Source organism: Caballeronia sp. LjRoot29, from assembly GCF_964252755.1.
GTDB lineage: Bacteria > Pseudomonadota > Gammaproteobacteria > Burkholderiales > Burkholderiaceae > Caballeronia.
In genome coordinates this window covers 62,008-87,604 of sequence record NZ_CAXUPU020000034.1, presented here as the reverse complement: position 1 = coordinate 87,604, position 25,597 = coordinate 62,008, and the positions used below count along the sequence as shown (strand labels likewise).

32 protein-coding genes and 1 tRNA gene are annotated in these 25,597 nt (G+C 59.2%); 1 reads left to right on the top strand and 32 read right to left on the bottom strand.

Features of this window, described 5'->3' with window-relative positions; translation table 11 throughout:
• Positions 1–456 precede the first annotated feature (456 nt).
• The 7 genes from ACSQ83_RS28750 to ACSQ83_RS28720 form a co-directional block, all read right to left on the bottom strand.
• Positions 457–532: transfer RNA gene (locus ACSQ83_RS28750), tRNA-Thr, on the bottom strand.
• Between the two features lie 18 nt (positions 533–550).
• Positions 551–1,066 (bottom strand): ClpXP protease specificity-enhancing factor, encoded by a 516-nt coding sequence (locus ACSQ83_RS28745; RefSeq protein ID WP_414952838.1) that lies wholly within the window; start codon positions 1,064–1,066, stop codon positions 551–553.
• A 64-nt stretch (positions 1,067–1,130) separates the two neighbouring features.
• Positions 1,131–1,742, bottom strand: coding sequence for a glutathione S-transferase N-terminal domain-containing protein (locus ACSQ83_RS28740; protein WP_031362199.1), 612 nt, complete (start codon positions 1,740–1,742; stop codon positions 1,131–1,133).
• A gap of 97 nt (positions 1,743–1,839) precedes the next feature.
• Positions 1,840–2,592 (bottom strand): cytochrome c1, encoded by a 753-nt coding sequence (locus ACSQ83_RS28735; protein ID WP_436230490.1) that lies wholly within the window; start codon positions 2,590–2,592, stop codon positions 1,840–1,842.
• A gap of 19 nt (positions 2,593–2,611) precedes the next feature.
• Positions 2,612–3,994: a cytochrome b gene (locus ACSQ83_RS28730; protein ID WP_414969029.1), complete on the bottom strand. Its 1,383-nt coding sequence runs from the start codon at positions 3,992–3,994 to the stop codon at positions 2,612–2,614.
• Positions 3,994–4,614: a ubiquinol-cytochrome c reductase iron-sulfur subunit gene (gene petA / locus ACSQ83_RS28725; RefSeq protein ID WP_414952835.1), complete on the bottom strand. Its 621-nt coding sequence runs from the start codon at positions 4,612–4,614 to the stop codon at positions 3,994–3,996. Before petA ends, ACSQ83_RS28730 begins: the two co-directional genes overlap by 1 nt.
• A gap of 205 nt (positions 4,615–4,819) precedes the next feature.
• Positions 4,820–5,566 (bottom strand): Nif3-like dinuclear metal center hexameric protein, encoded by a 747-nt coding sequence (locus ACSQ83_RS28720; RefSeq protein ID WP_436230489.1) that lies wholly within the window; start codon positions 5,564–5,566, stop codon positions 4,820–4,822.
• Positions 5,567–5,586: 20 nt separating this feature from the next.
• Here ACSQ83_RS28720 and ACSQ83_RS28715 point away from each other — a divergent pair, with 20 nt between their 5' ends.
• Positions 5,587–6,810, top strand: a complete 1,224-nt coding sequence (locus tag ACSQ83_RS28715; RefSeq protein WP_414952834.1) for a Do family serine endopeptidase — start codon at positions 5,587–5,589, stop codon at positions 6,808–6,810.
• A gap of 108 nt (positions 6,811–6,918) precedes the next feature.
• On the opposite strand, the gene tatC is transcribed toward ACSQ83_RS28715, so the two are convergent.
• The 25 genes from tatC to ACSQ83_RS28590 form a co-directional block, all read right to left on the bottom strand.
• Positions 6,919–7,719 carry a twin-arginine translocase subunit TatC gene (gene tatC, locus ACSQ83_RS28710; RefSeq protein ID WP_436230488.1) on the bottom strand — a complete coding sequence of 267 codons (801 nt, stop codon included), beginning with the start codon at positions 7,717–7,719 and terminating at the stop codon, positions 6,919–6,921.
• A gap of 69 nt (positions 7,720–7,788) precedes the next feature.
• Positions 7,789–8,337 carry a Sec-independent protein translocase protein TatB gene (tatB, locus tag ACSQ83_RS28705; RefSeq protein WP_414952832.1) on the bottom strand — a complete coding sequence of 183 codons (549 nt, stop codon included), beginning with the start codon at positions 8,335–8,337 and terminating at the stop codon, positions 7,789–7,791.
• 78 nt (positions 8,338–8,415) lie between these two features.
• Positions 8,416–8,646, bottom strand: coding sequence for a Sec-independent protein translocase subunit TatA (gene tatA / locus ACSQ83_RS28700; protein ID WP_414952830.1), 231 nt, complete (start codon positions 8,644–8,646; stop codon positions 8,416–8,418).
• Positions 8,647–8,846: 200 nt separating this feature from the next.
• Positions 8,847–9,209, bottom strand: coding sequence for a histidine triad nucleotide-binding protein (locus ACSQ83_RS28695; protein ID WP_436230487.1), 363 nt, complete (start codon positions 9,207–9,209; stop codon positions 8,847–8,849).
• A gap of 54 nt (positions 9,210–9,263) precedes the next feature.
• Positions 9,264–9,656 carry a DUF4870 family protein gene (locus ACSQ83_RS28690; RefSeq protein ID WP_414952828.1) on the bottom strand — a complete coding sequence of 131 codons (393 nt, stop codon included), beginning with the start codon at positions 9,654–9,656 and terminating at the stop codon, positions 9,264–9,266.
• Positions 9,657–9,700: 44 nt separating this feature from the next.
• Positions 9,701–10,081, bottom strand: a complete 381-nt coding sequence (locus ACSQ83_RS28685; protein WP_414952827.1) for a phosphoribosyl-ATP diphosphatase — start codon at positions 10,079–10,081, stop codon at positions 9,701–9,703.
• Positions 10,081–10,494 carry a phosphoribosyl-AMP cyclohydrolase gene (gene hisI, locus ACSQ83_RS28680; protein WP_414952826.1) on the bottom strand — a complete coding sequence of 138 codons (414 nt, stop codon included), beginning with the start codon at positions 10,492–10,494 and terminating at the stop codon, positions 10,081–10,083. Before hisI ends, ACSQ83_RS28685 begins: the two co-directional genes overlap by 1 nt.
• Positions 10,495–10,497: 3 nt before the next feature.
• Positions 10,498–11,271, bottom strand: a complete 774-nt coding sequence (gene hisF, locus ACSQ83_RS28675; RefSeq protein WP_047845402.1) for an imidazole glycerol phosphate synthase subunit HisF — start codon at positions 11,269–11,271, stop codon at positions 10,498–10,500.
• A gap of 257 nt (positions 11,272–11,528) precedes the next feature.
• Positions 11,529–12,281 (bottom strand): 1-(5-phosphoribosyl)-5-[(5-phosphoribosylamino)methylideneamino]imidazole-4-carboxamide isomerase, encoded by a 753-nt coding sequence (gene hisA / locus ACSQ83_RS28670; protein WP_089166109.1) that lies wholly within the window; start codon positions 12,279–12,281, stop codon positions 11,529–11,531.
• 175 nt (positions 12,282–12,456) lie between these two features.
• Entirely contained in the window at positions 12,457–13,107 is a 651-nt protein-coding gene (gene hisH / locus ACSQ83_RS28665; RefSeq protein ID WP_436230486.1) for an imidazole glycerol phosphate synthase subunit HisH, read from the bottom strand.
• Between the two features lie 31 nt (positions 13,108–13,138).
• Positions 13,139–13,759 (bottom strand): MarC family protein, encoded by a 621-nt coding sequence (locus ACSQ83_RS28660; RefSeq protein WP_414952823.1) that lies wholly within the window; start codon positions 13,757–13,759, stop codon positions 13,139–13,141.
• Positions 13,760–13,852: 93 nt separating this feature from the next.
• Positions 13,853–14,440 carry an imidazoleglycerol-phosphate dehydratase HisB gene (hisB, locus tag ACSQ83_RS28655; RefSeq protein ID WP_031362181.1) on the bottom strand — a complete coding sequence of 196 codons (588 nt, stop codon included), beginning with the start codon at positions 14,438–14,440 and terminating at the stop codon, positions 13,853–13,855.
• 29 nt (positions 14,441–14,469) lie between these two features.
• On the bottom strand, positions 14,470–15,540 hold the full coding sequence (gene hisC / locus ACSQ83_RS28650) for a histidinol-phosphate transaminase (protein WP_436230485.1): 1,071 nt from the start codon (positions 15,538–15,540) through the stop codon (positions 14,470–14,472).
• A gap of 73 nt (positions 15,541–15,613) precedes the next feature.
• Positions 15,614–16,939, bottom strand: coding sequence for a histidinol dehydrogenase (hisD, locus tag ACSQ83_RS28645; RefSeq protein WP_414969023.1), 1,326 nt, complete (start codon positions 16,937–16,939; stop codon positions 15,614–15,616).
• 52 nt (positions 16,940–16,991) lie between these two features.
• A complete protein-coding gene (hisG, locus tag ACSQ83_RS28640) occupies positions 16,992–17,684 on the bottom strand; it encodes an ATP phosphoribosyltransferase (protein WP_414952820.1) in 693 nt (230 codons plus the stop codon).
• Complete coding sequence (gene murA, locus ACSQ83_RS28635) at positions 17,681–18,949, bottom strand: UDP-N-acetylglucosamine 1-carboxyvinyltransferase (protein WP_414952819.1); 1,269 nt, start codon at positions 18,947–18,949, stop codon at positions 17,681–17,683. The genes hisG and murA overlap by 4 nt, the downstream gene beginning before the upstream one ends.
• 137 nt (positions 18,950–19,086) lie before the next feature.
• Entirely contained in the window at positions 19,087–19,326 is a 240-nt protein-coding gene (locus tag ACSQ83_RS28630) for a BolA family protein (RefSeq protein ID WP_031362176.1), read from the bottom strand.
• 29 nt (positions 19,327–19,355) lie between these two features.
• On the bottom strand, positions 19,356–20,111 hold the full coding sequence (locus ACSQ83_RS28625) for an ABC transporter permease (protein WP_414952818.1): 756 nt from the start codon (positions 20,109–20,111) through the stop codon (positions 19,356–19,358).
• Positions 20,108–21,034 carry an ABC transporter ATP-binding protein gene (locus ACSQ83_RS28620; RefSeq protein WP_414952817.1) on the bottom strand — a complete coding sequence of 309 codons (927 nt, stop codon included), beginning with the start codon at positions 21,032–21,034 and terminating at the stop codon, positions 20,108–20,110. Before ACSQ83_RS28620 ends, ACSQ83_RS28625 begins: the two co-directional genes overlap by 4 nt.
• A 219-nt stretch (positions 21,035–21,253) precedes the next feature.
• On the bottom strand, positions 21,254–21,526 hold the full coding sequence (locus ACSQ83_RS28615) for an STAS domain-containing protein (protein WP_436230493.1): 273 nt from the start codon (positions 21,524–21,526) through the stop codon (positions 21,254–21,256).
• Positions 21,520–22,149, bottom strand: coding sequence for an MlaC/ttg2D family ABC transporter substrate-binding protein (locus ACSQ83_RS28610; protein WP_414952815.1), 630 nt, complete (start codon positions 22,147–22,149; stop codon positions 21,520–21,522). The genes ACSQ83_RS28615 and ACSQ83_RS28610 overlap by 7 nt, the downstream gene beginning before the upstream one ends.
• 125 nt (positions 22,150–22,274) lie before the next feature.
• The gene (locus ACSQ83_RS28605) at positions 22,275–23,186 is read right to left on the bottom strand and encodes an MlaA family lipoprotein (protein ID WP_436230484.1); all 912 of its coding nucleotides are present in this window, start codon (positions 23,184–23,186) and stop codon (positions 22,275–22,277) included.
• Positions 23,187–23,297: 111 nt separating this feature from the next.
• Positions 23,298–23,864 carry an outer membrane lipid asymmetry maintenance protein MlaD gene (gene mlaD, locus ACSQ83_RS28600; RefSeq protein WP_436230483.1) on the bottom strand — a complete coding sequence of 189 codons (567 nt, stop codon included), beginning with the start codon at positions 23,862–23,864 and terminating at the stop codon, positions 23,298–23,300.
• A gap of 118 nt (positions 23,865–23,982) precedes the next feature.
• Positions 23,983–24,750: a lipid asymmetry maintenance ABC transporter permease subunit MlaE gene (mlaE, locus tag ACSQ83_RS28595; RefSeq protein ID WP_031362169.1), complete on the bottom strand. Its 768-nt coding sequence runs from the start codon at positions 24,748–24,750 to the stop codon at positions 23,983–23,985.
• Complete coding sequence (locus ACSQ83_RS28590; protein WP_414952812.1) at positions 24,747–25,565, bottom strand: ABC transporter ATP-binding protein; 819 nt, start codon at positions 25,563–25,565, stop codon at positions 24,747–24,749. The genes mlaE and ACSQ83_RS28590 overlap by 4 nt, the downstream gene beginning before the upstream one ends.
• Positions 25,566–25,597 lie beyond the last annotated feature (32 nt).

The following is a 25,597-nucleotide window of genomic DNA, read 5'->3' as shown; positions in this document are numbered from 1 at the left end:
CGCTTCGTGACAAACATCATCTCGACCACCTGGACTTTTCAATTCCGTCGAAGCGCCGTCCTGCTTGGCTCTCCGGGTACCGAAACTGAACAGCTAACGCCTTACTTCCCGCTTCTCTTCGCCTCATCCAGAAGCGAAGAGGCCGAATTCTAGTGCCCCCTCAGACGTTGCGCAAGGGGTTTGTGAAAAGAATATTAATGGCACGTGAACAACGCATGCGATACGGCGAAATACGACGAAGAACCGAGACTAGCCGAACGTGTTTGATGCCCAAGACTTTTGATGGACGCTGGCCTTCACGGGAACGCCGCCGCAAAACGCGCGGCAGGACCACCACCCATCGCACATCGCGCTACTCAGCCTCACACGATTAACGCCCGCCGAAAAACAAAAACCCCGCGAACCGTTACCGGGCGCGGGGTTTGATACAACTTGATGCTTCACGAAAAGCTAAACTGGTGCCGGCTGCAGGACTCGAACCCGCCACCTTCTGATTACAAATCAACTGCTCTACCTGATGAGCTAAGCCGGCGAAGTCAGCGATTTTACTTCATTTGACGACCTTGAGGTGGCCTCGACCCGATGATTTAGAACCATCGTCGTCAGGAGGCAACTCGTCGTCATCTCGTGCGTCTCGCGCAGACGCCATTGCGCCACGGTTCTCGATCCGCTCAGTCCCACTTTCCTCCGGCCCCAGCTCCGACGAACGCGGCCCGTTTTCGCCCGACAGATCCGGCGCCGCGCCAATTGCAGCGGGGTCGACGGGAAAGGCCATGCCCTGGCCATTCTCCCGTGCATAGATAGCCAGCACGTTGGTGACCTGCACCTCGATCTTGTGCGACTTGCCAGAAAAGCGCGCACTGAACTCGATCCACTCATTGCCCATCTGCAGCTGGCTTGTGGCCTCGAAGCTGATGTTCAGCACGATCTCGTCATTGCGCACGAACTGGCGCGGTACGCGCGTGCCGTTGTCGACCCGCACCGCGATATGCGGCGTAAAGCCGTTATCCGTGCACCACTCGTAGAGCGCGCGCAGCAGATAAGGCTTGGTGGATATTTCTTGCATCGACTTGCCCTCTATCGATGGAAGGCGCCGCCGGTCGAGCCGGCACGCCCCGCCATCGAAAATATTAGCGACGCATCACTTTCTCAGAAGGCGTCAGCGCTTCGATGTATGCCGGCCGGCTGAAAATCCGCTCGGCGTACTTCATCAACGGTGCAGCGTTCTTCGACAACTCGATGCCATAGTGGTCCAGGCGCCACAGCAGCGGCGCGATGGCGACGTCGAGCATGGAAAACTCTTCGCCGAGCATGTACTTGTTCTTCAGGAAGATAGGAGCAAGTTGCGTCAAACGATCACGAATGGCGTTGCGTGCCTTCTCGTGATTCTTCTCTGCAGCCTTGCCCTTCTCGTTTTCCAGCGTGCCAACATGCACGAACAGCTCTTTCTCGAAGTTCAGCAGGAACAAGCGAGCGCGGGCGCGCTGCACCGGATCGGCGGGCATGAGTTGCGGATGCGGAAAACGCTCGTCGATGTATTCGTTGATGATGTTCGATTCGTACAGGATCAAGTCGCGTTCGACCAGAATGGGAACCTGGCCGTACGGATTCATCACCGCGATGTCTTCCGGCTTGTTGAACAGGTCAACGTCGCGGATTTCGAAGTCCATGCCCTTTTCGAACAACACCAGCCGGCAGCGCTGGGAGAACGGGCAGGTAGTGCCGGAGTACAAAACCATCATGATTAAAAGTCCCTTCAGAAAAACATAAGGGCCAGCGTGCGAAAAGCGCCTGCTAGGAGGCGCTTCGACGACGCTGACCCACACCGATCGCGGCGTGTTATTTAATTTGCTTCCAGTATGCCGCGTTGAGGCGCCACGCCAAAAAGCTCAAAACTCCCAAGAACATCAGCACCCAGACGCCCAGTTGCTTTCGCTCCTGCTGGGCCGGTTCCGCCATCCACGAAAGGTACGAAACCAGATCGGCCATAGCCGAATCATAATCTACTGGCGACATCGTCCCCGGAGTCACTTGGGTATAACCCGCGAAATGTTTGACCTTTTCGCCGGTTTTTTCGTCGACTTCGGTATCGAATTTCGCCGTTCGGACACCCTGCAACTCCCACAGCACGTGCGGCATGGCGACATTTTCATACACGAGATTGTTCCAGCCGGTCGGCCGGGTATCGTCGCGATAAAAACTGCGCAAGTACGTGTAGATCCAGTCCTTGCCGCGCGCCCGCGCTTCCACCGACAAATCCGGCGGCGCCGCTCCGAACCACGTTTTTGCATCGTCGGGACGCATGGCGATGGTCATCGTGTTGCCGACCTTGTCAGTCGTGAACAGCAGATTCGCCTGAATCTCCTTCGGATCGATGCCAATGTCCGTCAGCCGGTTGTAACGCATCAAATTCGCGCTATGGCAATTCAGGCAGTAGTTTACAAACAATTTTGCACCATGTTGAAGCGACGCAAAATTTTCGGAGCTATCGGGCGCGGCGTCCAGCGGCACTTCCTGCGCGTGCACCGACGTCAAGCCGAACGACAACAGCGCCGCGCCAGTCACCATAAGGGTAGAAAGCCATTTTTTCATCGTTATGTCTCCTTTGGGGTCAATGCGGCTTGTACCGCACGCGGTCCGGCGGCTGCTTGAAGCGGCCGCGGGTCGTCCAGAAGGGCATGCCGAGGAAAAACGCGAAATAAATCAACGCACAAATCTGCGCGATCAACGTGCTGGCAGGCGACGGCGGTTTCGTGCCGAGATAACCAAGTACAAGGAACGCGAACACGAAGACGCCGTAGAACACTTTGTGGAAAAACGGCCGGTATCGAATGGATTTGACAGGACTTCGGTCAAGCCACGGTAAGAAGAACAGCGACACCACGGCCGTACCCATGACCACTACGCCCCAGAATTTCGATTCGGTCAGCGCCATGAACACAATCAGCAGCAACGCCAGCACCGGCAAACCGATCCGCCATTTGCCACGCGCCCGCAACAACGCCAGCACGCCCAGCAGCGCGACCACGATCATCAGCACGATCTTGAACGGGTCGGTGGTCGCGCGCAGCATCGCGTAGAAAGCAGTGAAGTACCACACCGGCGCGATTTCGTTCGGCGTCTGCAGCGAGTTTGCCGGGACGAAGTTATTGGCTTCGAGGAAATAACCGCCCATTTCCGGCGCGAAGAAAATGATCGCGGCGAAGATGAACAGGAAGATGCAGACACCCATGAAATCGTGGACGGAGTAGTACGGATGGAAGGGAATGCCGTCGAGCGGAACGCCCTTTTCGTCCTTCTTCGCCTTGATTTCGATGCCGTCCGGGTTATTCGATCCCACTTCGTGCAACGCGACCAGGTGAGCGACAACCAAGCCGATCAGCACAAGCGGAATGGCGACCACATGGAACGCGAAAAAGCGGTTGAGCGTCACGTCCGAGACTACGTAATCGCCGCGAATCCAGAGCGACAGATCCGGGCCGATAAACGGAATCGCCGAGAACAGGTTCACGATCACCTGTGCACCCCAGAACGACATCTGGCCCCACGGCAGGAGGTAGCCGAAGAACGCTTCGGCCATCAGGCACAGGAAAATCGCGCAGCCGAAGATCCAGACAAGTTCACGCGGCTTGCGATACGAGCCGTATAACAACCCGCGGAACATATGCAGATACACGACGACGAAGAACATCGACGCGCCCGTGGAATGCATGTAGCGGATCAGCCAGCCCCACGGCACCTCCCGCATGATGTATTCGACCGATGCGAACGCGAGCGTCGCATCGGGCTTGTAGTTCATCGTCAGGAAGATGCCGGTGACGATCTGGTTCACCAGCACCAGCAACGCCAGCGAGCCGAAGATGTACCAGAAGTTGAAATTCTTCGGTGCGTAGTACTCGGAAACGTGCGCTTTCCAGGTCGATGTCAGCGGAAAGCGCCGGTCGATCCAGCCCAGAAACCCCGTTGTTTCCACTTCCTTGTCGGTAGCCGCCATTACGCCTCTCCCTTTTCGTCCTTGCCAATCACGAGTGACGTCGCCGATGTGTACATATAAGGCGGGATGTCCAGGTTGTCCGGCGCAGGCTTGTTCTTGAACACACGGCCGGACAGGTCATAGGTCGAGCCGTGGCACGGGCAGAGAAAACCGCCGGGCCAGTCGTCAGGGAGATTGGGCTGGGCGCCTTCCTGGAAGCGCGGTGTGGGGGTGCAGCCGAGGTGCGTACAGACGGCCACGGCAACGAGCAGGTTCTTGTGTTCGGCACGCGAACGATATTCGTTATTGCAGTATTCGGGCAGCGGCATGCTGAACGCTTTCTTCGACTGCGGATCGGCGAGCTCGGGATCGGCCTTCTTGACGTCGGCGAGCATTTCGTCGGTACGGTTGAGGATCCAGACCGGCTTACCGCGCCAAGCAACCGTCATCAGGTCGCCAGGCTTGAGACCTGATATATCGACTTCGACCGGCGCGCCCGCTGCCTTGGCTTTTTCCGACGGTGCAAACGACCCGACGAACGGGACGCAAGCCGCTACGCCACCGATTCCGCCCATTACGGTCGTCGTGATCAGCCAGGTTCGGCGGCTGCCGTCGACGCGTTGATCTTCGTTGTCTCGCATCACACGCCCCACTTCTGAGTTGGATTTATACCGTCAGTTCGTTCTACCGACGCTAGTGTGCGCGAATGGAGTCGTCATTTACAAGAGTTGAATAGCAAAAAACGCTCGAAGTCCTTCATTCTTAAGGGTTTCCCCGCACTTAATCGTGACTGTCGAATGAAGGGGTTATTTACCGCGCTCGATTATTTATTGCACCGCAAGATAATCAAACCGGATTATCGATATTAATAAACACATGCTCGATATCGAAATGCTCGGCCACATGCGCGCCGAGCGCCTGGACGCCGTATCGCTCGGTGGCATGGTGCCCTGCCGCAACGTAAGCCACCCCGCTTTCCGCCGCGATGTGCATGGTCTGCTCGGAAACTTCACCGCTGATGTAGACGTCCGCGCCGGCTGCAATCGCTTGGTCGAAGAACCCTTGCGCGCCGCCCGTGCACCACGCCACGCGGCGCAACTCCCAATCCGGATTGCCAAACACGAGCGGCTTGCGCCCGACTTCGTTTTCGACCGTTGCGGTGAAATGCTCAAGCGACAAAGGCACGGGCAACGACGCGATCCAGCCGAGATCCTGATCGCCGAAGCGGTTGTCCGCGATCAAGCCAAGGCGTTCACCGAGCTGGGCATTGTTGCCAAACTCGGGATGTGAATCGAGCGGTAGGTGATACGCGAACAAGTTGATGTCCTGTTCGAGCAGCGTCTTCAGCCGCCGGTACTTGCGCCCCGTGACCTGCGGCGCCTCGTTCTTCCAGAAGTAGCCGTGATGTACGAGCACGGCGTCCGCGCCCCACTCAATGGCCGCGTCCAGGAACGCTTGCGACGCTGTGACGCCAGTCGCCAGTTTGGTTACGCGGCGTGATCCCTCAACCTGCAGACCATTCGGGCAATAGTCCTTGAAGCGCCCGATTTCCAGCAGATTGTTCAGATACAATTCCAGTTCGATCCGATCCATGAATTCCTCTATTCCATCAAATGCTTAGACGCTTCTGGCTGTTTTTTGCCCAAGCGGTGACCGTGCTTTTGGCGCTGATGTTCATCGTCGCGACCTTGAAACCGCAGTGGCTTCAACGCCAGGGAACGTTCGGCAAGCAACTCGCCGAACCGATCGTCGCGTTGCAGGAAGTTGCGCCAAGCATCGGTTCCCGGCCCGCTCAGTCGTCGTATGCGGATGGCGCGCAGAAAGCGATGCCCGCCGTGGTCAACGTGTTTTCGAGCAAGGACGGCACGTTGCCGCCCGATCCGCGCGCGAAAGACCCGCTGTTCCGCTATTTTTTCGGCGACAAGAACAAGCGTAAGGGCGACGAAACGCCGGCGTCGAATCTCGGCTCAGGCGTGATTGTCAGCTCCGAAGGCTACATTCTAACGAACCAACATGTCGTCGATGGGGCCGATCAGATCGAAGTTGCTTTGGCGGACGGACGGACGTCGTCGGCGAAAGTGATCGGCGTGGATCCGGAAACCGATCTCGCCGTGCTGAAGATCAACATGACGAACCTGCCCACCATCACGCTCGGCCGAATGGACCAGACGCGCGTGGGCGACGTGGTGCTGGCGATCGGCAATCCATTCGGTGTAGGCCAAACGGTGACCATGGGGATTGTCAGCGCGCTCGGGCGCAATCACCTCGGCATCAATACGTTCGAGAATTTTATCCAGACCGACGCGGCTATCAATCCGGGTAATTCGGGCGGTGCGCTGGTGGATGTGAACGGTAATCTGCTCGGCATCAATACTGCAATCTATTCGCGCAGCGGCGGCTCGCTGGGGATTGGCTTTGCGATTCCTGTGTCGACGGCGCGCAGCGTGCTGGAAAGCATCATCACCACAGGGACGGTCACGCGCGGCTGGATTGGCGTCGAACCGCAGGACGTGACGCCGGAAATCGCGGAATCGTTCGGGCTCGAGCAAAAGTCCGGCGCGATCGTGGCGGGCGTATTGCAAGGCGGACCGGCCGACAAAGCCGGCATCAAGCCGGGCGACATCCTGATCAGCATCAATGACGACACCATCACCGACACCACGCGCCTGCTCAATGTTGTCGCGCAGATCAAGCCCGGGACGTCGGTGAAGGTGCATCTGATGCGCAAGAGCAAGGAACTCGACTTGAACGTGGTGATCGGCAAGCGGCCAATGCAGCCCAAGCAACCCCAGCCGCCAGACGATGACAACGGCGGTGGCGATCAAAACGACGAGTAAGGCAATCTCCAGTTCATCGCGAAGTGCCGTAATGCAAAGGGGCCGTTCCAACTCACGTCTGGAACGGCCCCTTTTGTTTTCCTACCCATCATCCGCCAGCTGGAACCTTCACTCCCCGTCCCGCTTCGCATCCTCTGCAGCTTCCACTTCCTGCTCGATGATCTTGTCCTTGCCCACGATCAACCGTGCCGCAATGATGCCGACCTCGTAAAGAATGATCAGTGGCACAGCCAGAATCAGCTGTGAGAACACGTCGGGCGGCGTCACCACAGCGGAAATCACGAACGCGCCGACGATCACATAAGGCCGGATCTGCCGCAATTTCTTGATGGTTACGAATCCCATGCGCGCCAAGATCACCACGATGATCGGGACCTCGAAGGTCACGCCGAACGCGAGGAACATGGTGAGGACGAAGCTCAGGTAATTATCGATATCCGTCGTCATTTCCGCGCCGAGCGGCGCGTTGTAATGCGCCATCACGCGGAAAATAGTCGGGAACACGACGAAATACGCGAACGCCATGCCGCACAGGAACAGGAAATAGCTGCTCCCGACTAGCGGCACGACCAGCTTCTTCTCGTGCTGATACAACCCCGGTGCGATAAACGCCCAGATCTGGTACAGCACGATAGGCAGCGCGATCACCAGCGCGACCATCATGGTCACTTTCATTGGCACGAAGAACGAGCCGGTGACGTCGGTGACAATCATCTTGCCGTCCTTCGGCAAGTTCTGCATCAGCGGACGCGCGAGCAACCGGAAGATATCCGGCGCCCAATAAACCAGCCCGATGAACACGATGATGACTGAAGCGCCTGCGCGGATGATGCGGTCACGCAGTTCGACCAGGTGCGAGATAAACGTCTCTTCGACGGGCTCGTCTTTAATCTGTTGCGGGTCGCTCACGCCGGCCCTCTGCTGGGATTCATCGATGGAAGGGAAGTTGGTGTTCGCGAGATGGGAGCGGCGCAAACATCAGAAAAACCGCGTGGGACGGCGCAGCGTCTCAGGCGTATGCCGCGCCACGCGCGCCGCGCCTGATTGAACGCGCGTCTTGCGCAACGTGGTGCGCTTATACCAGTTCGGAATGGCGGCCTGTTTGACACGCCAGTTCTTGCGTTTCCCGGGCGACGCGTTATTGCTGCTGAACGTGTTGTCCGGGCTCGAACGCCAGGTGTCGCCTGAAACATGCGTCAGATTCGGGTCGCCCCCGCCCGCGACGCTGTCCGAGACCGATGTGCCCTGGTTCCAGGCGTCGTTGAGTTCGTTTTCGTGCTGGCGAAGATTGTCGTGAATCTTGTTCTCGACATTCGCTGCCGCCGTTTCGAACTCGGTGCGCATTTTCTTCAGCTCGTCGAGTTCCATCTCGCGCGAGACTTCGGCCTTGACGTCGTTGATATACCGCTGTGCGCGACCGAACAGCGCGCCAGCCGTTCGTGCCACGCCGGGCAAGCGTTCCGGCCCGAGCACTACCAGCGCGACAACGCCGATCAGCGCCATTTTGGTCAGACCAAGGTCGAGCATGGAATCGAAGATCCTGAGGGTGGCAAGTGGAGATGGCCGATGCCGGGCTTAATCGCTACGCAGGCTGAATCAGCTTGATTAGCGGTAGTCGCCCGAGCGGGTCTTGTCCTTCGCTTCCACGTCGACCGCGCCGTTGCGCGGCAATTCGCGCTGCTCGGCCGGCGCTCCTTCGCCTTCCTTCATACCTTCCTTGAAACCCTTTACCGCGCCGCCCAGATCGCCGCCAATGTTACGCAGCTTCTTCGTGCCGAAAACCAGCGCCACGATCAACAAAACAATCAACCAGTGCCAAATGCTCAACGAACCCATGACTGAAAACTCTCCTTGGCTTCGCCGCGCGAGTCGCACGCGACGAAGAATGTGAACCTTGCGGTCCGAGTCGAAGCGTCGACGCTCCGATGACTAAACCGATAGTGTGCGCGCCAAATATTGCGTTGGAAAGACGCTTTCGTTTTCATTACATTTCGGGGCGGACGATCAGGCGCGTCCTATCCGCCGCAATCGACCGTTCAACCCATCCGGCGCCACGGGCGTTCCCCGGCGAGGATATGAGCGTGAATGTGATACACCTCTTGCCCGCCGCCCGGTCCGGTATTAATGACCGTTCGGAAACCGGTGTCGCCACCGGTGTACGCCACGCCCAGCTGGTCAGCAAGCCGTGCCGTCAAACTCAACATTCTACCAAGCAGCGGCGCATCGGCTTCGGTGCAGCTCGACAGCGTCTCAATATGTTTACGCGGGATCACGAGCACATGGACGGGCGCGGCCGGGTTGATATCGTAAAAAGCAACAAACTCGTCGTCTTCATGGACTTTCTTGCTTGGAATTTCTCCCGCAGCGATCTTACAGAAAATGCAGTTCTCTTGGCTCATGTGTGTCGCTGGATATCCCGGTATGAATGCATGTTGAAGATCAGGCGTTCGGTCTCAAACCCAGGCACCCGGTTGCAATGGCTTGTTCTCATACAGGAACAGCCAGCCCTTTATAACGCGATAAAGCGTCCAGATACCGACCACGAACAAAATGGGGAAACCGATAAACACCCAGAGCAACGCTATGCCGATCACATGACCGAGCAGCGCGAACCAGAAGGTGCGAATTTGCCATCGGAAATGCGCTTCATAGGGCGTCCCGGCGACGTCATCGCGCTTCAGGTAGTTGATGATGACCGCGATCAGCACGGTCAGTCCGCCGGTGAGCCAGTACGCGGCGTAAAGCGCGTACAGCACGTGAGTCAGCGTGCGCAAGCTGCGCAGACGTTCGGATTCGGGCGAGTTTTGATAAACAGGCGGCGGATACGGCTCGTAAGACTGATTCATTTCATCCTCCTCGGCGACCGGTCGAGCGGGACCCGATCTGCAGCTTAGCCGCCGTTTTCGTTTTGCTCGCGATCGCGGGATTTGCGTAACGCCTTTTCCTCGATTCCCGACATCCCTTCCCGCCGTTCCAGTTCGGCAATGACGTCGGCCGGACTGAGGTCGAAATGGGACAGCATCACGAGACAATGGAACCACAAGTCGGCCACTTCACCGACAAGCGCCTTGGGTGCACCGCCGTGCCGCGTGTCCTTGGCGGCCAGCACGACTTCGGTCGCTTCCTCACCAATCTTCTTGAGAACGGCGTCGTCACCTTTATGAAAGAGTCGGGAAACGTAGGATTGTTCCGGGTCTCCGCCCTTACGGCTATCGATAATCGCCGCGAGGCGCAGCAGCGTGTCTTGCGTAGGAAGCGTGGCTTGAGTCATTACTTATAGATATTTTCAGGGTCCATCAAGACCGGTTCAACCGCGACCCAGTCGCCCGTTTCCACCGATCCCTCGAATTTCTGGAAAAAGCACGAATGGCGTCCGGTGTGGCACGCAATGCCCGACACCTGCTCCACTTTCAGCAAGACGACGTCTTCGTCGCAATCGAGCCGCACTTCGTGCACGTGCTGAACGTGTCCCGATTCCTCGCCCTTGAACCACAGGCGCTGGCGCGAACGCGAGTAATACACGGCGCGCTTCAATTCGATGGTTTTCGCCAATGCTTCGCGGTTCATCCACGCGAACATCAGCACGTCGCCCGTCGTGGATTCCTGCGCGATCACCGGCACCAGGCCGTTCGCGTCCCACTTGACCTTCTCGATCCAGCCCGCTTCTTCAGTTTGTGCAGTCACCGCTTAAATCCTCACCGAGATGCCCTGGTCGGCCATGAAGCGTTTCGCTTCGCCGACCGTGTGTTCGCCATAGTGAAAGATGCTGGCGGCAAGCACCGCATCGGCGTGACCTTCGGTGATGCCGTCGGCGAGATGCGCGAGCGAGCCCACGCCGCCCGACGCAATCACCGGAATGGAAATAGCGTCGGACACCGCTCGCGTTAGCGCAAGGTCGAAGCCGCTTTTCGTGCCGTCACGATCCATGCTGGTCAGCAGGATTTCGCCGGCGCCGAATTCCGCCATCTTGCGCGCCCACTCGATCACGTCGAGTCCCGTGTTCTTGCGGCCGCCGTGCGTGAAAACTTCCCAGCGCGGCGTTTCGCCCGCGGCGCTGACGCGCTTTGCGTCGATGGCGACCACGATGCACTGCGAGCCATGTTTATCCGATGCATCGCGCACGAGTTGCGGATTCGACACCGCCGATGAATTCATGCTGATCTTGTCGGCGCCCGCGTTCAGCAACCGGCGCACGTCTTCCACCGCGCGCACGCCGCCGCCAACCGTCAGCGGGATAAACACCTGCGACGCCACTTGCTCGATGATCGGCAAGATCAGGTCGCGCTGGTCGGAGGTGGCGGTGATATCGAGGAACGTGAGTTCGTCGGCGCCCTGATCGTCGTATCGGCGAGCAATTTCGACGGGATCGCCCGCGTCGCGTAATTCAAGGAAATTGACGCCCTTGACCACACGGCCAGCGGTGACGTCGAGACACGGGATGATGCGTTTAGCGAGAGCCATGTTGTTGCGAATGCCGTTGCGCTGCGAGTGAGTGCTTAGGATAAGCGAGGCGGTTCAATCGAATTTGACCGTCGTGGAAAGAAACCCGCCCCGCCTGAATGGACTTGTGGCACGGCTTCGTCAAACCGCGTAGAGAACAGTCCGCAAGCACAGGAAGCGCTTAAAAAAAACACGCTTAAGCCAGGCGTGCTGAGAAGGTCACCGCATGCGCGGTCTGCTGACCACGACCCGCGGCGCCCTCACCAACATGCCGGAATTCAGGCGTCGTCGGCTTCGCGCAGTTTGTCGGCGCGCGCTTGCGCTGCGGCGAAATCCAGGTCGCCCGAATAAATCGCGCGCCCGCAAATCACGCCGGAAATGCCTTCGTCTTCCACTTCGCACAAGGAGTCGATGTCGCCCAGGTTCGACAATCCGCCGCTGGCAATCACCGGAATCTTGACGGCTTGCGCGAGGCGCACAGTGGCTTCAATGTTGATGCCCTGCAACATGCCGTCGCGCCCGATATCCGTATAGATGATCGCCTCGCAGCCGTAGTCTTCGAACTTGCGGCCGAGGTCGATGACTTCGTGCCCCGTCAGCTTGCTCCAGCCGTCGGTCGCGACCTTGCCGTCCTTCGCATCCAGCCCGACGATGATATGACCCGCGAACGCGGTGCAAGCATCTTGCAGGAAGCCCGGATTCTTCACCGCCGCCGTGCCGATGATCACGTATTCCAGACCGTCGTCGAGATATCGCTCGATGGTGTTCAGGTCGCGAATGCCGCCACCCAGTTGCACCGGGATGTCGTTGCCGACTTCCTTGATGATGGCGCGAATGGCTTCTTCGTTTTTCGGCTTGCCGGCAAATGCGCCGTTCAGGTCGACGAGATGAAGCCGCCGTGCGCCCCGGTCGACCCATAGCCGGGCCATCGCCGCCGGATCTTCGGAAAAAATGGTCGCCTGGTCCATATCGCCTTGTTTGAGGCGTACGCACTGACCGTCTTTTAGATCGATGGCCGGAATGAGCAACATAGAAATAGCGTTATCGGATAAGGGTTGATCGAACGGCTGCAAACCAGGCGCTCAGCGCCTTTGTTTCGCAAGCCGTCTCGCTAGTGTAGTACAAGTGACGCAAGGCTCGTTCGCTGCAAACGGCATAAGCCAAAACGTCAAACCGTCGCAAAAAACAGCACTGAAAACCCGAACCTTACGGTTTCCAGTGTACGAAGTTTCGATACAGCCGCAAGCCCGCGTCGGCGCTCTTCTCAGGGTGAAACTGGGTCGCGAACAGATTGTCCCGGGCAATAGCGGAGGTAAACGGTGCGCCATAAAGGGTTTCGCCCGACGTGTGCGCCGCATTGTCCGGGACACCGTAGTAACTGTGCACGAAATAGAAAAACGATTCGTCGGGCACGCCGTCCCACAGCGCATGCTGCTGCGTCTGGCGCACGCGGTTCCAGCCCATTTGCGGGACCTTGAAACGCGAGCCGTCGTCCTGCAGTTGGCCTTCCAGTTCGAAGCGCACAACCTTTCCGGGAATCAGGCCGAGACCATTCGTGCCTTTCTCGCCCCCTTCCTCGCTCCAGTCGAACAGCATTTGCTCGCCGACACACACGCCCAGCATAGGTTTGTCACGCGCAGCTTCCATCACGGCTTCTTGCAAGCCGGAGGCGCCGAGGTGCGCCATGCAGTCGCGCATCGCGCCCTGTCCCGGCAGCACAATGCGTTCTGCTGCGCGGATTGCTTCGGGCTGCTCGACGATCACCACGTCCGCTTCCGGCGCGGCCTTGCGGAGCGCCTGATACACGGAGCGCAGGTTGCCCATGCCGTAATCCACGATTGCTATCGAAGTTTTCATCGAAGTATTCAATTCAGCACGTTCCAGAACGCTATTTCAAAGAGGGTATCAACGCCTTCAATCCATTGACGATAAATTCCACCGCCAGCGCCGAGAGCATCAAACCCATCAGCCGCGTGCCAATGTTAATGCCGGTCCGTCCCACCCAGCGCGCGATGGGTTCGGCGAGCATCAACGCACCGAAACACAGTCCTGCCAGAACCGCGCCGATCATGACCAGCCCGATCCGCTCATACCAGTGCACCACACTTGCAGAATAGACGATCACCGTGCTGATGGAGCCCGGTCCCGTCAGCAGCGGAATGGCGAGCGGCACGACCGCGATGCTGTTTTTCATCTCCGCTTCGTGGCGTTCTTCCGGCGTGGAGCGCGTGTTGCCGACTTGCGCGTTCAACATGTTGATCGCCATCAGCAACATGATGATGCCGCCGCCCACCTGAAGAGAGCCGACCGAAATCCCGAAGAACGCGATGATCTGTTGCCCGAGCAGCGCCGTCACCGCAATCACGCAGAAGACCGAAATGGACGCGATCCGGATCGTGCCAGCTTTTTCCGAGCTCGACATATCGGTTGTCAGGCTCAGGAAAAACGGGATCGCGCCGACCGGATTGATCAGCGCGAGCAACGATATAAACGATTTGAGTAGATTCATTGCACGCCGGCATGGCTCGTATCGACGCGGACAGCGCGGGCGCGCTTGGAAGCACGCCCGATAGTCGCCGGTCCCGCGTTATTTAGAAGGCGCTTAAAGGCTGCCCTTGGTCGATGGAATCTGCCCTGCCGCGCGTTCGTCCAGCTCAACGGCCATGCGCAACGCGCGGCCGAATGCCTTGAACACGGTTTCCACCTGATGATGCGCGTTGATACCGCGCAAATTGTCGATGTGCAGCGTCACGCCCGCGTGATTCACGAAGCCGCGGAAAAATTCGATGGTGAGGTCGACGTCGAACGTACCAATGCGGGCACGCGTGAACGGGACGTGAAACTCCAGTCCCGGCCGGCCCGAAAAATCGATCACGACGCGTGAAAGCGCTTCGTCGAGCGGCACGTAGGAATGGCCGTACCGGCGAATGCCCTTGCGGTCGCCGATGGCCTTCGCCACTGCTTGTCCCAGCGTAATACCTGTGTCTTCGACCGTATGGTGGTCATCGATATGAAGGTCGCCATGCGCCTCGACTTCAAGGTCGAAAAGGCCGTGACGCGCGATCTGGTCGAGCATGTGATCGAGAAACGGCACGCCGGTCGCGAGCTTTTGCTTACCGGTGCCGTCCAGGTCGAGCTTCACACGGATCTGCGTTTCGCTGGTGTTGCGAACGACTTCCGCAATGCGCATGGTGTTTCCTTTGAGACTTTTAAGAGATTTCAGTGCAGCGCGAGTTTTAAAGCCGCGATCATTTGCGCATTTTCTTCTGCCGATCCGACCGTCAAACGCACGCAATTTGCCAATAACGGATGCATTTTACTCACGTTTTTGATCAAAACCCGCGATGTCAGCAGGGTTTCGAACACGGCTGCAGCATCCGGAACACGAACCAGCAGAAAGTTGCCGGCGCTGGGATAAACCGTCACGCCGGGCAGCGCCTTGACTGCGTCTTCCAGACGCGTGCGCTCAGCCCGAAGTTCTGCGGCCTGGGCATCGAGCACGTCGAGGTGATCAAGCATGAAATCCGCTGCGGCCTGCGTCAGCACATTGATGTTGTACGGCGGGCGCACTTTATCGAATTCGGTTGTCCACGACGCCTTGCCCGCCAGATAACCCAGCCGAATACCCGCGAGGCCGAGCTTCGACATTGTCCGCATGACAACCACGTTGTCGAAATCAGCGGCGCGCGGCAACCAGCTTTGCTGGGCGAACGGCTGATACGCTTCATCGATGACAACCAAACTATTCGATGCCGCCGCGATCACGCATTCAATATCCGCGTCGTCGTAGAGCGTGCCGGTCGGATTGTTCGGGTACGCGAGATACACCAGAGCCGGATTGTGCGTTTCGATCGCGGCGATCAGCGCGTCCACATCGAGCGTGAAATCGTCGTTCAACGGCACGCCGATAAATTCCAGCCCCGCGAATTTCGCCGACATCTCGTACATGACAAAGCCGGGAACCGGCGCGACGACGGCGGCGCCGGGTTTCGCGCACGCCATCGACATCATGCTGATCAATTCGTCCGAGCCGTTGCCGAGCAGCAATTCGCACGCGGCGGGCACCTGCATGACGCGCTTGATCTTCTCGATCAACGCGGTCGGACGGGGTTCGGGGTATCGGTTCAAAGCGACGTCCGCCAGACGTTCGCCCAACTGAGCGGCGAGGTCCGCTGGCAATCGATACGGATTTTCCATCGCGTCGAGCTTCACGAGGCCGGTTGAATTCGGCACGGGATAACACGTCATCGCGAGGACGTCGGGGCGCAGAATGTCTTGTGGTCGTGTCATGGTATTGCCGGACGCCAAGCGCCGGACGTTGGGCGGCTCTAAGGCCGCCTCGGGTTTAACGCGTTGCTCGCGACTATTGCGACGTATTTTTCATTCGATACTCAGCGCTGCGCGCATGCGCCTGCAAGCCTTCGCCATACGCCAGTTCGGCTGCAATCTCGCCGAGCGTCTGCGCGCCTTCCGCGCTGACTTCAATCACGCTCGAGCGCTTCATGAAGTCATACACGCCCAGCGGCGATGAAAACCGCGCGGTACGCGATGTCGGCAGCACGTGGTTCGGTCCCGCGCAGTAATCGCCGAGACTTTCGCTCGTGTAACGGCCCAAAAAGATGGCGCCCGCGTGACGGATCTGCGCCGCCCAGTGATGCGGATCGAGCGCGGAAATTTCGAGATGTTCCGGCGCGATGTCGTTGGCGATCGCGCAGGCTTCGTTCATGTCGGCGACCTTGATCAGCGCGCCGCGATCTTCGAGCGAGCGCTGGATCACATCGCGACGGGGCAACGTGGGCAGCAATTCATTGATCGCGTCTTCCACGCGCTGGATGAACGTGGCGTCCGGGCACAGCAGGATGGATTGCGCGAGTTCGTCGTGCTCGGCTTGCGAGAACAGGTCCATCGCGACCCAGCGCGGGTCCGTGGTGGCATCGCAGATGATCAGGATTTCCGAGGGCCCCGCGATCATGTCGATACCCACGGTGCCGAATACGCGCCGTTTCGCCGATGCCACATAAGCGTTGCCCGGGCCACAGATTTTATCGACGGCGGGGATGGATTGCGTGCCGTAAGCCAGCGCGCCAATCGCCTGCGCGCCGCCGATGGTGAACACGCGATCCACGCCGCCCAGCAACGCTGCAGCGAGCACCAGCGGATTTTTCACGCCGTCCGGCGTGGGCACGACCATCACGATCTCCTTCACGCCAGCCACGCGCGCGGGAATCGCATTCATCAACACAGACGACGGATATGCGGCCTTGCCACCCGGCACATAGATACCGGCGCGATCCAGCGGCGTGACCTTCTGGCCGAGCACCGTGCCGTCGGCTTCCGTGTATTGCCAGCTATGGCTGCCGCACTCGATCCGCTGTTTCTCGTGATAACCGCGCACGCGCGCCGCCGCCGCCTCCAGCGCGGCGCGGCGTTTCGGGACGAGCCCTTCGAGCGCCGCTTCCAGTTCCGATTGCGGCAATTCCAGCGACGCGACGTTCTCGGCCTTCAGGCGGTCGAACTTGTTCGTGTAGTCCAGGACCGCGTCGTCGCCGCGCTTTTTGACATCGGCGAGAATCTGCGCGACCGAGCGCTCGATAGCTTCGTCCTCGCTCGCCTCGAACGCGAGCACCGCGTGCAGCGCCGTGTGAAAACCGTTGGCGCTGGAATCGAGTTTGCGAATCTTGATAGACATGCTGGTATCCGGTTGTTTGCCCTGCTCTGCTTGACCCTGCTTTACGGTACTTTTATGCGCCGACCGACGCGCGTTCGAACGCATCGAGATACGGCTTCAACGCCGCGCGCTTCAACTTCAGCGCGGCCTGGTTGACGACCAGACGCGACGATATTTCCATGATTTCTTCTACTTCGACCAAATCATTCGCGCGCAACGTATTACCTGAACTGACCAGGTCGACAATGGCGTCCGCCAGACCGACCAGCGGCGCCAGTTCCATCGATCCATACAGCTTGATCAGATCGACGTGAACGCCCTTCGCCGCGAAATGCTCACGCGCCACTTCAACATATTTTGTCGCGATGCGCAGGCGAGCGCCCTGGCGCACAGCGGTTTCGTAATCGAAGCCGTTTTTCACCGCGACCGACATCCGGCAACGCGCAATGTTCAGATCGATCGGCTGATACAACCCGCCGCCGCCATGCTCGATCAACACGTCCTTGCCCGCCACGCCGAAGTCGGCTGCGCCGTATTCGACGTACGTGGGGACATCGGTGGCACGCACGATGATCACGCGCAAATTCGGGTTCGTGGTCGGCAGGATCAGCTTGCGCGACGTTTCGGGATCTTCGGTCACTTCCACGCCGGCAGCGGCGAGCAGCGGGAGGGTTTCATCGAAGATGCGTCCCTTCGATAACGCCAGCGTCAACATCGCACTCGCCGGCACCGAACTCAATGCCTTGGAAGTTTGCAGCGTACTCATTGCTCGCCCCCGCTACCCTTGATGCGCCGCACGTTCGCGCCGACGGCCGTCAGCTTGCTTTCCATCCGGTCGTAGCCGCGATCAAGGTGATAGATACGATCAATCAGCGTTTCGCCTTCCGCGCACATGGCCGCGATCACCAGACTCGCCGATGCCCTCAGGTCAGTCGCCATCACCTTCGCGCCCGACAGTTTCTGCACGCCGGTCACGAGCGCCGTATTACCGTCGATGGTAATGCTGGCGCCCAGCCGATTCAGTTCCTGCACGTGCATGAAACGGTTCTCGAAGATGGTTTCCACCGCTTGCGACGTGCCGGTCGCGAGCGTGTTGAGCGCCATGAACTGAGCTTGCATGTCGGTGGGGAACGCCGGGTATTCCGATGTACGGAAGCTGACCGCCGTCGGCCGTTTGTTCATCCGCACGCGTAGCCAGTTCTCGCCTTCCTCAATAGATACACCCGTTTCGTGGAGCTTTTCAATCACGGCTTCGAGCAGCGATGGATTTACGTTGCGCAACGTGACGTCGCCGCCGGTCGCTGCGACCGCGCACAGGAACGTGCCCGCTTCAATCCGATCCGGCACGACCGAATGGCGCGCGCCGTGCAACTTGTCGACACCATGAATCACCAGCCGGTCCGATCCGATCCCATCGATCTTTGCGCCCATCGCGACGAGCAGATTCGCGAGATCGCTGACTTCGGGCTCGCGCGCCGCGTTTTCGATAACCGTTTCGCCTTCCGCGAGCACGGCCGCCATCAGCAAATTTTCCGTGCCGGTGACGGTGATCATGTCGGTGACAATGCGCGTGCCCTTCAGCCGCTTCGCCCGCGCTTCAATGAAGCCGTGCTCGATCGTGATCTCGGCGCCCATCGCCTGAAGGCCCTTGATGTGCTGGTCGACAGGACGCGCGCCAATGGCGCAGCCACCCGGCAACGACACCTTCGCTTCGCCGAACCGTGCGAGCAGCGGCCCGAGCACGAGAATGGACGCGCGCATGGTCTTGACCATTTCGTAGGGCGCAACCAGATTGTCGACTTTCGATGCATTCAGCCAGACCTTCCCGTCCGCTGATTCAGAACGCAGGCCCATCTGGTTGAGCAATTTGAGCATCGTGCGCACGTCTTGCAGGTTGGGCACGTTTTCCAGATGCACGTCGTCAGCCGTGAGCAGACCGGCGCAAAGAATGGGCAGCGCCGCATTCTTCGCACCCGATACAACGATTTCGCCCGAGAGCTTCGCGCCCCCGACAATCACGAGTTTGTCCATGCCTGGCGTTCCTTCTACGGAGCTTCCTGCTGCAGCGCCGTTATCGGCGTCGCGGTTGTCTTGAGTGAATCGCACTAAATTTTCAGCCAGTCGGTTACGGGTGATGCGTTGACATCATCAAATGTAAGGAACGCTGCTCAGACGGGTTTCCACTCGGCCGGGGTCAGCGTTTTCATGCTTAGCGCGTGGATTTCCGCGCGCATGCGGTCGCCGAGCGCCGCGTAGACGAGTTGATGGCGAGCGATGGGCCGCTTGCCTTCGAATGCGTCGCTCACGATGGTCGCGAAGAAATGCTGGCCGTCGCCTTCTACTTCGACATGCTGGCAAGCGAGGCCGCCAGCAATGTATTCCTTCACTTGTTCCGGAGTCGGCAACATGGAAGTCTCCTGAAAATTAAGCGAACTGATTAGTGACGCAATTTGTAACCGCTTGCCAGCAAGCGCAGGGCGATTCCCGCCAGAACGATGAAAAACCCGCTGACAATGCCAAGGCTCACGAGCGGATTGATGTCGGACAGGCCGAAGAAGCCATAGCGGAATCCGTCGATCATGTAGAAGAACGGATTCAGCCGCGACACTTCGCGCCAAACTGGCGGCAGCGTATGCGTGGAGTAAAACACGCCCGATAGAAAAGTCAGCGGCATGATCAAAAAGTTTTGGAATGCGGCCAGCTGGTCGAATTTATCGGCCCAGACGCCGGCGATCAATCCGAGCGTTCCTAGAATTGCGGAGCCAAGGATCGCAAAGCCGAGAATGTAGAACGGCGCGGCAAAGCTCATGGGAATAAACCAGACCGTGACGATAAACACGCCAAAACCGACCGCGATCCCGCGCACGACGGACGCAAGCACATACGCGAAATACATTTCCCAGTGCGACAGCGGCGGCAGCAGCACGAATACGAGGTTGCCCGTGATCTTCGACTGGATCAGCGACGACGAACTGTTCGCAAACGCGTTCTGCAACACGCTCATCATCACGAGGCCCGGCACGAGGAAGCTCGTGTACGCCACGCCCGGATACACCTCGACGTGATTCGTCAGCGCGTGCCCGAAGATCATCAGGTACAAAAGCGCCGTGATGACCGGCGCGAGCACCGTTTGAAACCCAACTTTGTAGAAGCGCAGGAGTTCTTTGTAGAACAGGGTACGAAAGCCGCTCATGAAAGGCCCTCGACCACTTCCGGCTCATTCATCACCTGCACGAACACGTCCTCCAGATCGGCTTTGCGTACATCGATTTCATCGAACGCGCAGCCCGCCGCGCGGCATTTCGCCAGAATCGGCTCAACGTCGTCGTAGCTGGCGAGCCGCAGCAAATGGTTGGTCCCGGAGGCAGCGCGGGGATCGACTTCCAGCGCACGCAATTCAGCGGGCAATACGCCGTGCGAGAAACGCAACGAAAGCTGCATGCCCGCAAAACGCTGCAACAGTGTGCTGGTTCGTTCAAGCGCGACGACTTCACCGCGACGCAGCATGGCGAGCCGGTCGCACAGCGCCTCGGCTTCTTCAAGATAGTGCGTGGTCAACACGATGGTGTGGCCTTCGCGATTCAACCGGGAGATGAATTTCCAGAGCGTCTGGCGCAATTCGACATCGACGCCCGCGGTCGGCTCGTCGAGCACGATCACCGGCGGCTTGTGAACCAGCGCCTGAGCGACCAGCACGCGGCGCTTCATGCCGCCCGAGAGTGCGCGGGTATTGACGTCGGCTTTCTCGGTGAGATCGAGATTGGCCATGATTTCGTCGATCCAGTCGTCGTTCTTGCGCAGCCCGAAATAACCGGACTGGATACGAAGCGACTCGCGGACGGTGAAAAACGGATCGAAGACGAGTTCCTGCGGCACCACGCCCAGCGAGCGGCGCGCCTGGCGGAAATCCGTCACCACGTCGTGGCCGAGCACGGAGATCGCTCCGCTATCGGCGCGCGCGAGGCCTGCGAGGATGCTGATAAGGGTCGTTTTACCGGCGCCGTTGGGGCCGAGCAGGCCGAAAAACTCGCCTTCTTCGACGACGAGGTTCACGCCTTTGAGCGCTTGCAGCTCTTTGTAGCGCTTCTTGACGTTGCGTATTTCTATGGCTGACATGACAGTGCGCGCGCCGGCGGGGCTGCGCCTCGATGTGTGCGGATCGGAACCAGAACCGGCCTTTACAAGACTGAAAGGCGGATAGCAGGCCGAAAAAACGGTTGATTATAGGCCAAACGCGGCAGAGCTTCGCCGCTAGCTAGTCCGTGACAACCCTGCGAACCCTGCGGGGCGCGTTCGATCAATATCGAATCGCGCCGATGTTTCAGCAGGACAGGGTCAATGTCGGAAGGTGAGGAGCGTGTCTACGCCATAGGCTTGCGCGAGACTGGCAAGCCCGGAGGGAAGGTTGACGACAGTAAGCGCCGCGCCGCGCACCGCTGCCGCGCGTTGCCACGCGAGCAGGACGGCGAGCGCCGACGAATCGAATTGCTTGAGCGACGCGCAATCGACTTCGGTCGCGCCCGCGGCGATACGCGACAAACCCGCGTCGAGCGCGCTTCTTGCGCTCTCGTGCGTGAGCGTCGCGGCGGTTTCGAAGCGATTCACGATGCCTTGCCGTTCGCCAGTTGCTGATTACGCTGCGTGAGGAACTGCACCAGCCCTTCAACGCCGTGTTGCTGGATCTGCTCGTTGAACTGCTGCTGGTAAGCCTGGATCAGCCACGCGCCGAGCACGTTGATGTCATAGACCTTCCAGCCCTGCGGCGTCTTATACAGTCGGTAATCGAGCTCGATCGGCGAACCGTTGTTCAGCACCACCGAACGCACCACCACATCTGTGTCGCTGGGATCGGCACGGAACGGCTTGTACTGGACCTGTTGGTCGCGAACCTGCGCAAGCGCACCCGAATACGTACGGATCAGCAGCATCTTGAACTGCTCGACGATGTCTTTCTGTTGCTGCGGCGTCGCCGTATTCCAGTTGCGTCCCATGACCAGACGCGTGGTCCGCGTGAAGTCCGTGTACGGCAGGATCTTCTCGTTGACCAGTTGTGTGATGCGCGTGATGTTGCCGGACTGGATCTGCTTGTCGGCCTTGATCTGATCAAGCACTTGCGACGTCACCGTCTTGACCAGCCCGTCCGGGGTGGACATGTCGGCGGCCTGCGCGAACGCACCGCTGCAAAACGCCATCAGCACTGCAAACAGGGGAAGTAGAAATAGTTTTTTCATTTACGGACTCTGCAAAAAAAGTGGCCTGGGTTTGAGCGCGGCGTTCACCATGAGTTCATCCTCCACGCTCTATTCGGCCATCAAAAGGCTTTCGTTATATTACCGGGTCGTCATCCTGCATGCTTTTAACGCAGCCTGAACGACGGGAACGACGGAATCCGCGGAGGCACCATCTGGTCCGGCCGCACTGAAGTCGCGCCGGGCTCGCTCGCGGCTGCCGCACCGGAAGCTGCTTCCGCTCCTGATGCCGCCTCGGGCGCCGCAGTGGTTGCTGAAGCAGGCGCCGCGCCTGCTGCCGCACCGCCGTCTACATCTTCGTACTTCGGCAGCGATTCATTGCTGTCGCCCATGCTGCTATTACCGGTGATCAGGTACTGACGACGCTGCAGATACGCATTACGCACGAACGAATACTTGTCGAGCGCTGCGTCTGACAGTACATCGCCGGCGCCAAGCAAGTTCGCCCGCGTGTTGACCAGTTGCACGCCGAACAGCGTGGTACGGAACCAGGTCGGATCGACATAGCTGGTCACGCTGCCGAAATAATCGACAACCGTTCCTGCTGTATCACGCACCGTGCTGGGTCCCAGCAACGGCAACACGACATACGGACCCGCCGGCACGCCGTAATGGCCGAGCGTCAAGCCGAAATCCTGCGTGTGCTTCGGCAGTCCGGCAACACTCGCTACGTCGAACAAGCCCGCCACGCCGAAGATCGAGTTCATCACGACGCGCATGATGTCCGACACGCCGTCTGCAATCTTCAACTGCACCAGATTATTTGCAGCCGTATAAATATCGCCGATATTGCCAAAGAAGTTCGTGACGCTGTCGCGCACCGGCTGCGGCGTTACGTACACGTAGCCCTTCGCAATCGGCTTGAGCGCGACTTCATCGATCTTGTCGTTGATCGTGAACATCGTCCGGTTGTAGCTCTCGAACGGATCGCCCTTGGTCGGTGTTGTAACGGTTGCGCACCCGGCAAGCATCGCCACCGCCACCATCACAGCCGCGCTGCTTACGCGCATTGCCTGCATTTCTTTTTCTCCTTATTGATGCTGACCCGAAGGCGGCCTTGCGCTGCGAGATCGGCCGGCCTTCGACTGCCTGGAATTTCCTGGCTCATTAAGCGACTTGTCGGGCGGCTTTTATTGAGCCGCCGCGCTCGCGCCCATCGCACTCGCCGCACCCGGGAATGTTGGTGCAGCGGGCGTTGCAGCAGGTGCGGCAGCGCTCGCCGGACTCTTCGAAGCGCCGGAATCCGCCGCCTTGTTGTACAGGAATTGCCCGATCAGATTTTCAAGCACGACCGCCGATTGCGTCATCGAAATGGTGTCGCCCGCCTTGAGCATCTGGTCGTCGCCGCCCGGCTCCAGGCCGATGTACTGCTCACCGAGCAAGCCCGACGTCAGGATCTTCGCCGACGAATCCTTCGGAAACTGATACTGCTGGTCGAGATCGATCGTGACCAGCGCCTGATACGTGTTCTGGTCGAAACCGATGGTATCCACACGACCCACCGTCACGCCCGCGCTCTTCACCGGCGCACGCGGCTTCAGTCCGCCGATATTGTCGAATTTCAGCTTGACCGCGTAGGTCGGCTGAAACGACAGCGAACTCATGTTGCCCGCCTTCAACGCCAGGAATAACAGCGCCACGAAACCCAGCACCACGAAGAGGCCGACCCAAAAGTCGAGAGCAGCAGTCTTTTTCATCGTCTTCCCAAAGAATCTTGTCGCAGTTTTTTGCGTGAAGGACTGTGCCCTTCACAACGTCCACGAACCGGTGAACCGAATCGCCACGCACAGCGCGTCGCGCAACGTCCCGGAGTAATCAGTTGAACATCAGCGCGGTCAGCAGGAAATCCAGCCCGAGCACGGCCAGCGAGCCGTACACCACTGTTTTCGTGGTCGCGCGCGAAACGCCTTCCGGCGTCGGCTGGGCTTCATAACCCTGGAACAGCGCGATGAACGTGACGGCAAAGCCAAACACCAGGCTCTTGATCACGCCGTTGCCCACGTCGCTCCATACGTCGATACCGCCTTGCATCTGGGACCAGAACGCGCCCGAATCCACGCCGATCATCAGCACACCGACCACATAACCGCCGAAAATACCGACCGCGCTGAAAATGGCAGCCAGAACAGGCATGGCGATGATGCCGGCCCAAAAGCGCGGGGCCACCACCACTTTGAGCGGATCGACGGCCATCATTTCCATGGCGGTGAGCTGCTCGCCAGCTTTCATCAGGCCGATCTCAGCAGTGAGCGACGTTCCCGCGCGGCCCGCGAACAGCAACGCGGTCACCACCGGCCCGAGTTCGCGTACCAGCGAGAGCGCGACCAGGAGGCCGAGCGCTTGCTCGGAGCCGTATCGGTTAAGGGTGAGATAACCCTGCAAACCGAGCACAAAACCCACGAACAAGCCGGAAACCGCGATGATCAGCAGCGAATAGTTACCGACAAACAGGATCTGTTTCGTGACAAGACGCGGCCGGCGCATCAACGGGAAAAATTCGACGACCAGGCGCAGGAACATGCGCGTGGCGTAGCCAATGGTGCCGAAGCTGCCGAGCACCGTGCGTCCGATGGCGCTGATCATGCCTTTGCTCCGAGTCCAAAATCCGCCGCCAGCGGCGTCGTGCTTGGATAGTGAAATTTGAACGGGCCGTCCGGCGTACCGTCGATAAACTGCCGTACCGACGGTTCCTGGGACGCCCGCAATTGCGCCGGCGTGCCTTCAGCGAGAACGCCGCCGTTCGCGATGAAATACACGTAATCGGCAATGGCGAACGATTCGGGCACGTCGTGCGTCACCAGGATGGACGTGGCGCCCAACGCACTGTTCAGCGTGCGGATCAGATTCGCCGTGATGCCGAGCGAAATGGGATCGAGGCCGGCGAACGGCTCGTCGTACATCATCAGTTCGGGATCCAAGGCAATGGCCCGGGCAAGCGCCACGCGACGGGCCATGCCGCCTGATATCTCCGATGGCGCGAGATCGCGCGCACCACGCAAACCGACCGCGTTGAGCTTCATCAGCACGAGGTCGCGCAGGAGTTCTTCAGGGAGATCGGTGTGTTCGCGCAGCGGGAATGCGACGTTATCGAATACGGATTGGTCGGTAAACAGCGCGCCGAACTGGAACAGCATGCCCATCTTGCGGCGAAGCTCGTAAAGACCATCGCGATTCTGCGTGCCGACGTCTTTGTCGCCAAACAACACCTGGCCGCGTCTGGCCTTCACCAACCCGCCAATCAAGCGCAACACGGTCGTCTTGCCACAGCCGGAACCGCCCATGACAGCCACAACCTGACCGCGCTTGAAGCGCATGTTCAGGTTCGATAATACGAGCCGGTCGCCGTAGCCGAAATCGACGTCGCGAAGCTCTAGCAAGGTCTCGGGAGAAGCTGACACGGAGGCTGACGATCCTTTTACACAAGAGGCCG

Bases quoted from the DNA above. Each gene is read 5' to 3' on its own strand.
- ACSQ83_RS28745 (WP_414952838.1), bottom strand. From the start codon at position 1,066: ATGCAAGAAATATCCACCAAGCCTTATCTGCTGCGCGCGCTCTACGAG.
- ACSQ83_RS28740 (WP_031362199.1), bottom strand. From the start codon at position 1,742: ATGATGGTTTTGTACTCCGGCACTACCTGCCCGTTCTCCCAGCGCTGC.
- ACSQ83_RS28735 (WP_436230490.1), bottom strand. From the start codon at position 2,592: ATGAAAAAATGGCTTTCTACCCTTATGGTGACTGGCGCGGCGCTGTTG.
- ACSQ83_RS28730 (WP_414969029.1), bottom strand. From the start codon at position 3,994: ATGGCGGCTACCGACAAGGAAGTGGAAACAACGGGGTTTCTGGGCTGG.
- petA (WP_414952835.1), bottom strand. From the start codon at position 4,614: ATGCGAGACAACGAAGATCAACGCGTCGACGGCAGCCGCCGAACCTGG.
- ACSQ83_RS28720 (WP_436230489.1), bottom strand. From the start codon at position 5,566: ATGGATCGGATCGAACTGGAATTGTATCTGAACAATCTGCTGGAAATC.
- ACSQ83_RS28715 (WP_414952834.1), top strand. From the start codon at position 5,587: ATGCTTAGACGCTTCTGGCTGTTTTTTGCCCAAGCGGTGACCGTGCTT.
- tatB (WP_414952832.1), bottom strand. From the start codon at position 8,337: ATGCTCGACCTTGGTCTGACCAAAATGGCGCTGATCGGCGTTGTCGCG.
- tatA (WP_414952830.1), bottom strand. From the start codon at position 8,646: ATGGGTTCGTTGAGCATTTGGCACTGGTTGATTGTTTTGTTGATCGTG.
- ACSQ83_RS28695 (WP_436230487.1), bottom strand. From the start codon at position 9,209: ATGAGCCAAGAGAACTGCATTTTCTGTAAGATCGCTGCGGGAGAAATT.
- ACSQ83_RS28690 (WP_414952828.1), bottom strand. From the start codon at position 9,656: ATGAATCAGTCTTACGAGCCGTATCCGCCGCCTGTTTATCAAAACTCG.
- ACSQ83_RS28685 (WP_414952827.1), bottom strand. From the start codon at position 10,081: ATGACTCAAGCCACGCTTCCTACGCAAGACACGCTGCTGCGCCTCGCG.
- hisF (WP_047845402.1), bottom strand. From the start codon at position 11,271: ATGGCTCTCGCTAAACGCATCATCCCGTGTCTCGACGTCACCGCTGGC.
- hisA (WP_089166109.1), bottom strand. From the start codon at position 12,281: ATGTTGCTCATTCCGGCCATCGATCTAAAAGACGGTCAGTGCGTACGC.
- hisH (WP_436230486.1), bottom strand. From the start codon at position 13,107: ATGAAAACTTCGATAGCAATCGTGGATTACGGCATGGGCAACCTGCGC.
- ACSQ83_RS28660 (WP_414952823.1), bottom strand. From the start codon at position 13,759: ATGAATCTACTCAAATCGTTTATATCGTTGCTCGCGCTGATCAATCCG.
- hisB (WP_031362181.1), bottom strand. From the start codon at position 14,440: ATGCGCATTGCGGAAGTCGTTCGCAACACCAGCGAAACGCAGATCCGT.
- hisC (WP_436230485.1), bottom strand. From the start codon at position 15,540: ATGACACGACCACAAGACATTCTGCGCCCCGACGTCCTCGCGATGACG.
- hisD (WP_414969023.1), bottom strand. From the start codon at position 16,939: ATGTCTATCAAGATTCGCAAACTCGATTCCAGCGCCAACGGTTTTCAC.
- hisG (WP_414952820.1), bottom strand. From the start codon at position 17,684: ATGAGTACGCTGCAAACTTCCAAGGCATTGAGTTCGGTGCCGGCGAGT.
- murA (WP_414952819.1), bottom strand. From the start codon at position 18,949: ATGGACAAACTCGTGATTGTCGGGGGCGCGAAGCTCTCGGGCGAAATC.
- ACSQ83_RS28630 (WP_031362176.1), bottom strand. From the start codon at position 19,326: ATGTTGCCGACTCCGGAACAAGTGAAGGAATACATTGCTGGCGGCCTC.
- ACSQ83_RS28625 (WP_414952818.1), bottom strand. From the start codon at position 20,111: ATGAGCGGCTTTCGTACCCTGTTCTACAAAGAACTCCTGCGCTTCTAC.
- ACSQ83_RS28620 (WP_414952817.1), bottom strand. From the start codon at position 21,034: ATGTCAGCCATAGAAATACGCAACGTCAAGAAGCGCTACAAAGAGCTG.
- ACSQ83_RS28610 (WP_414952815.1), bottom strand. From the start codon at position 22,149: ATGAAAAAACTATTTCTACTTCCCCTGTTTGCAGTGCTGATGGCGTTT.
- ACSQ83_RS28605 (WP_436230484.1), bottom strand. From the start codon at position 23,186: ATGCAGGCAATGCGCGTAAGCAGCGCGGCTGTGATGGTGGCGGTGGCG.
- mlaD (WP_436230483.1), bottom strand. From the start codon at position 23,864: ATGAAAAAGACTGCTGCTCTCGACTTTTGGGTCGGCCTCTTCGTGGTG.
- mlaE (WP_031362169.1), bottom strand. From the start codon at position 24,750: ATGATCAGCGCCATCGGACGCACGGTGCTCGGCAGCTTCGGCACCATT.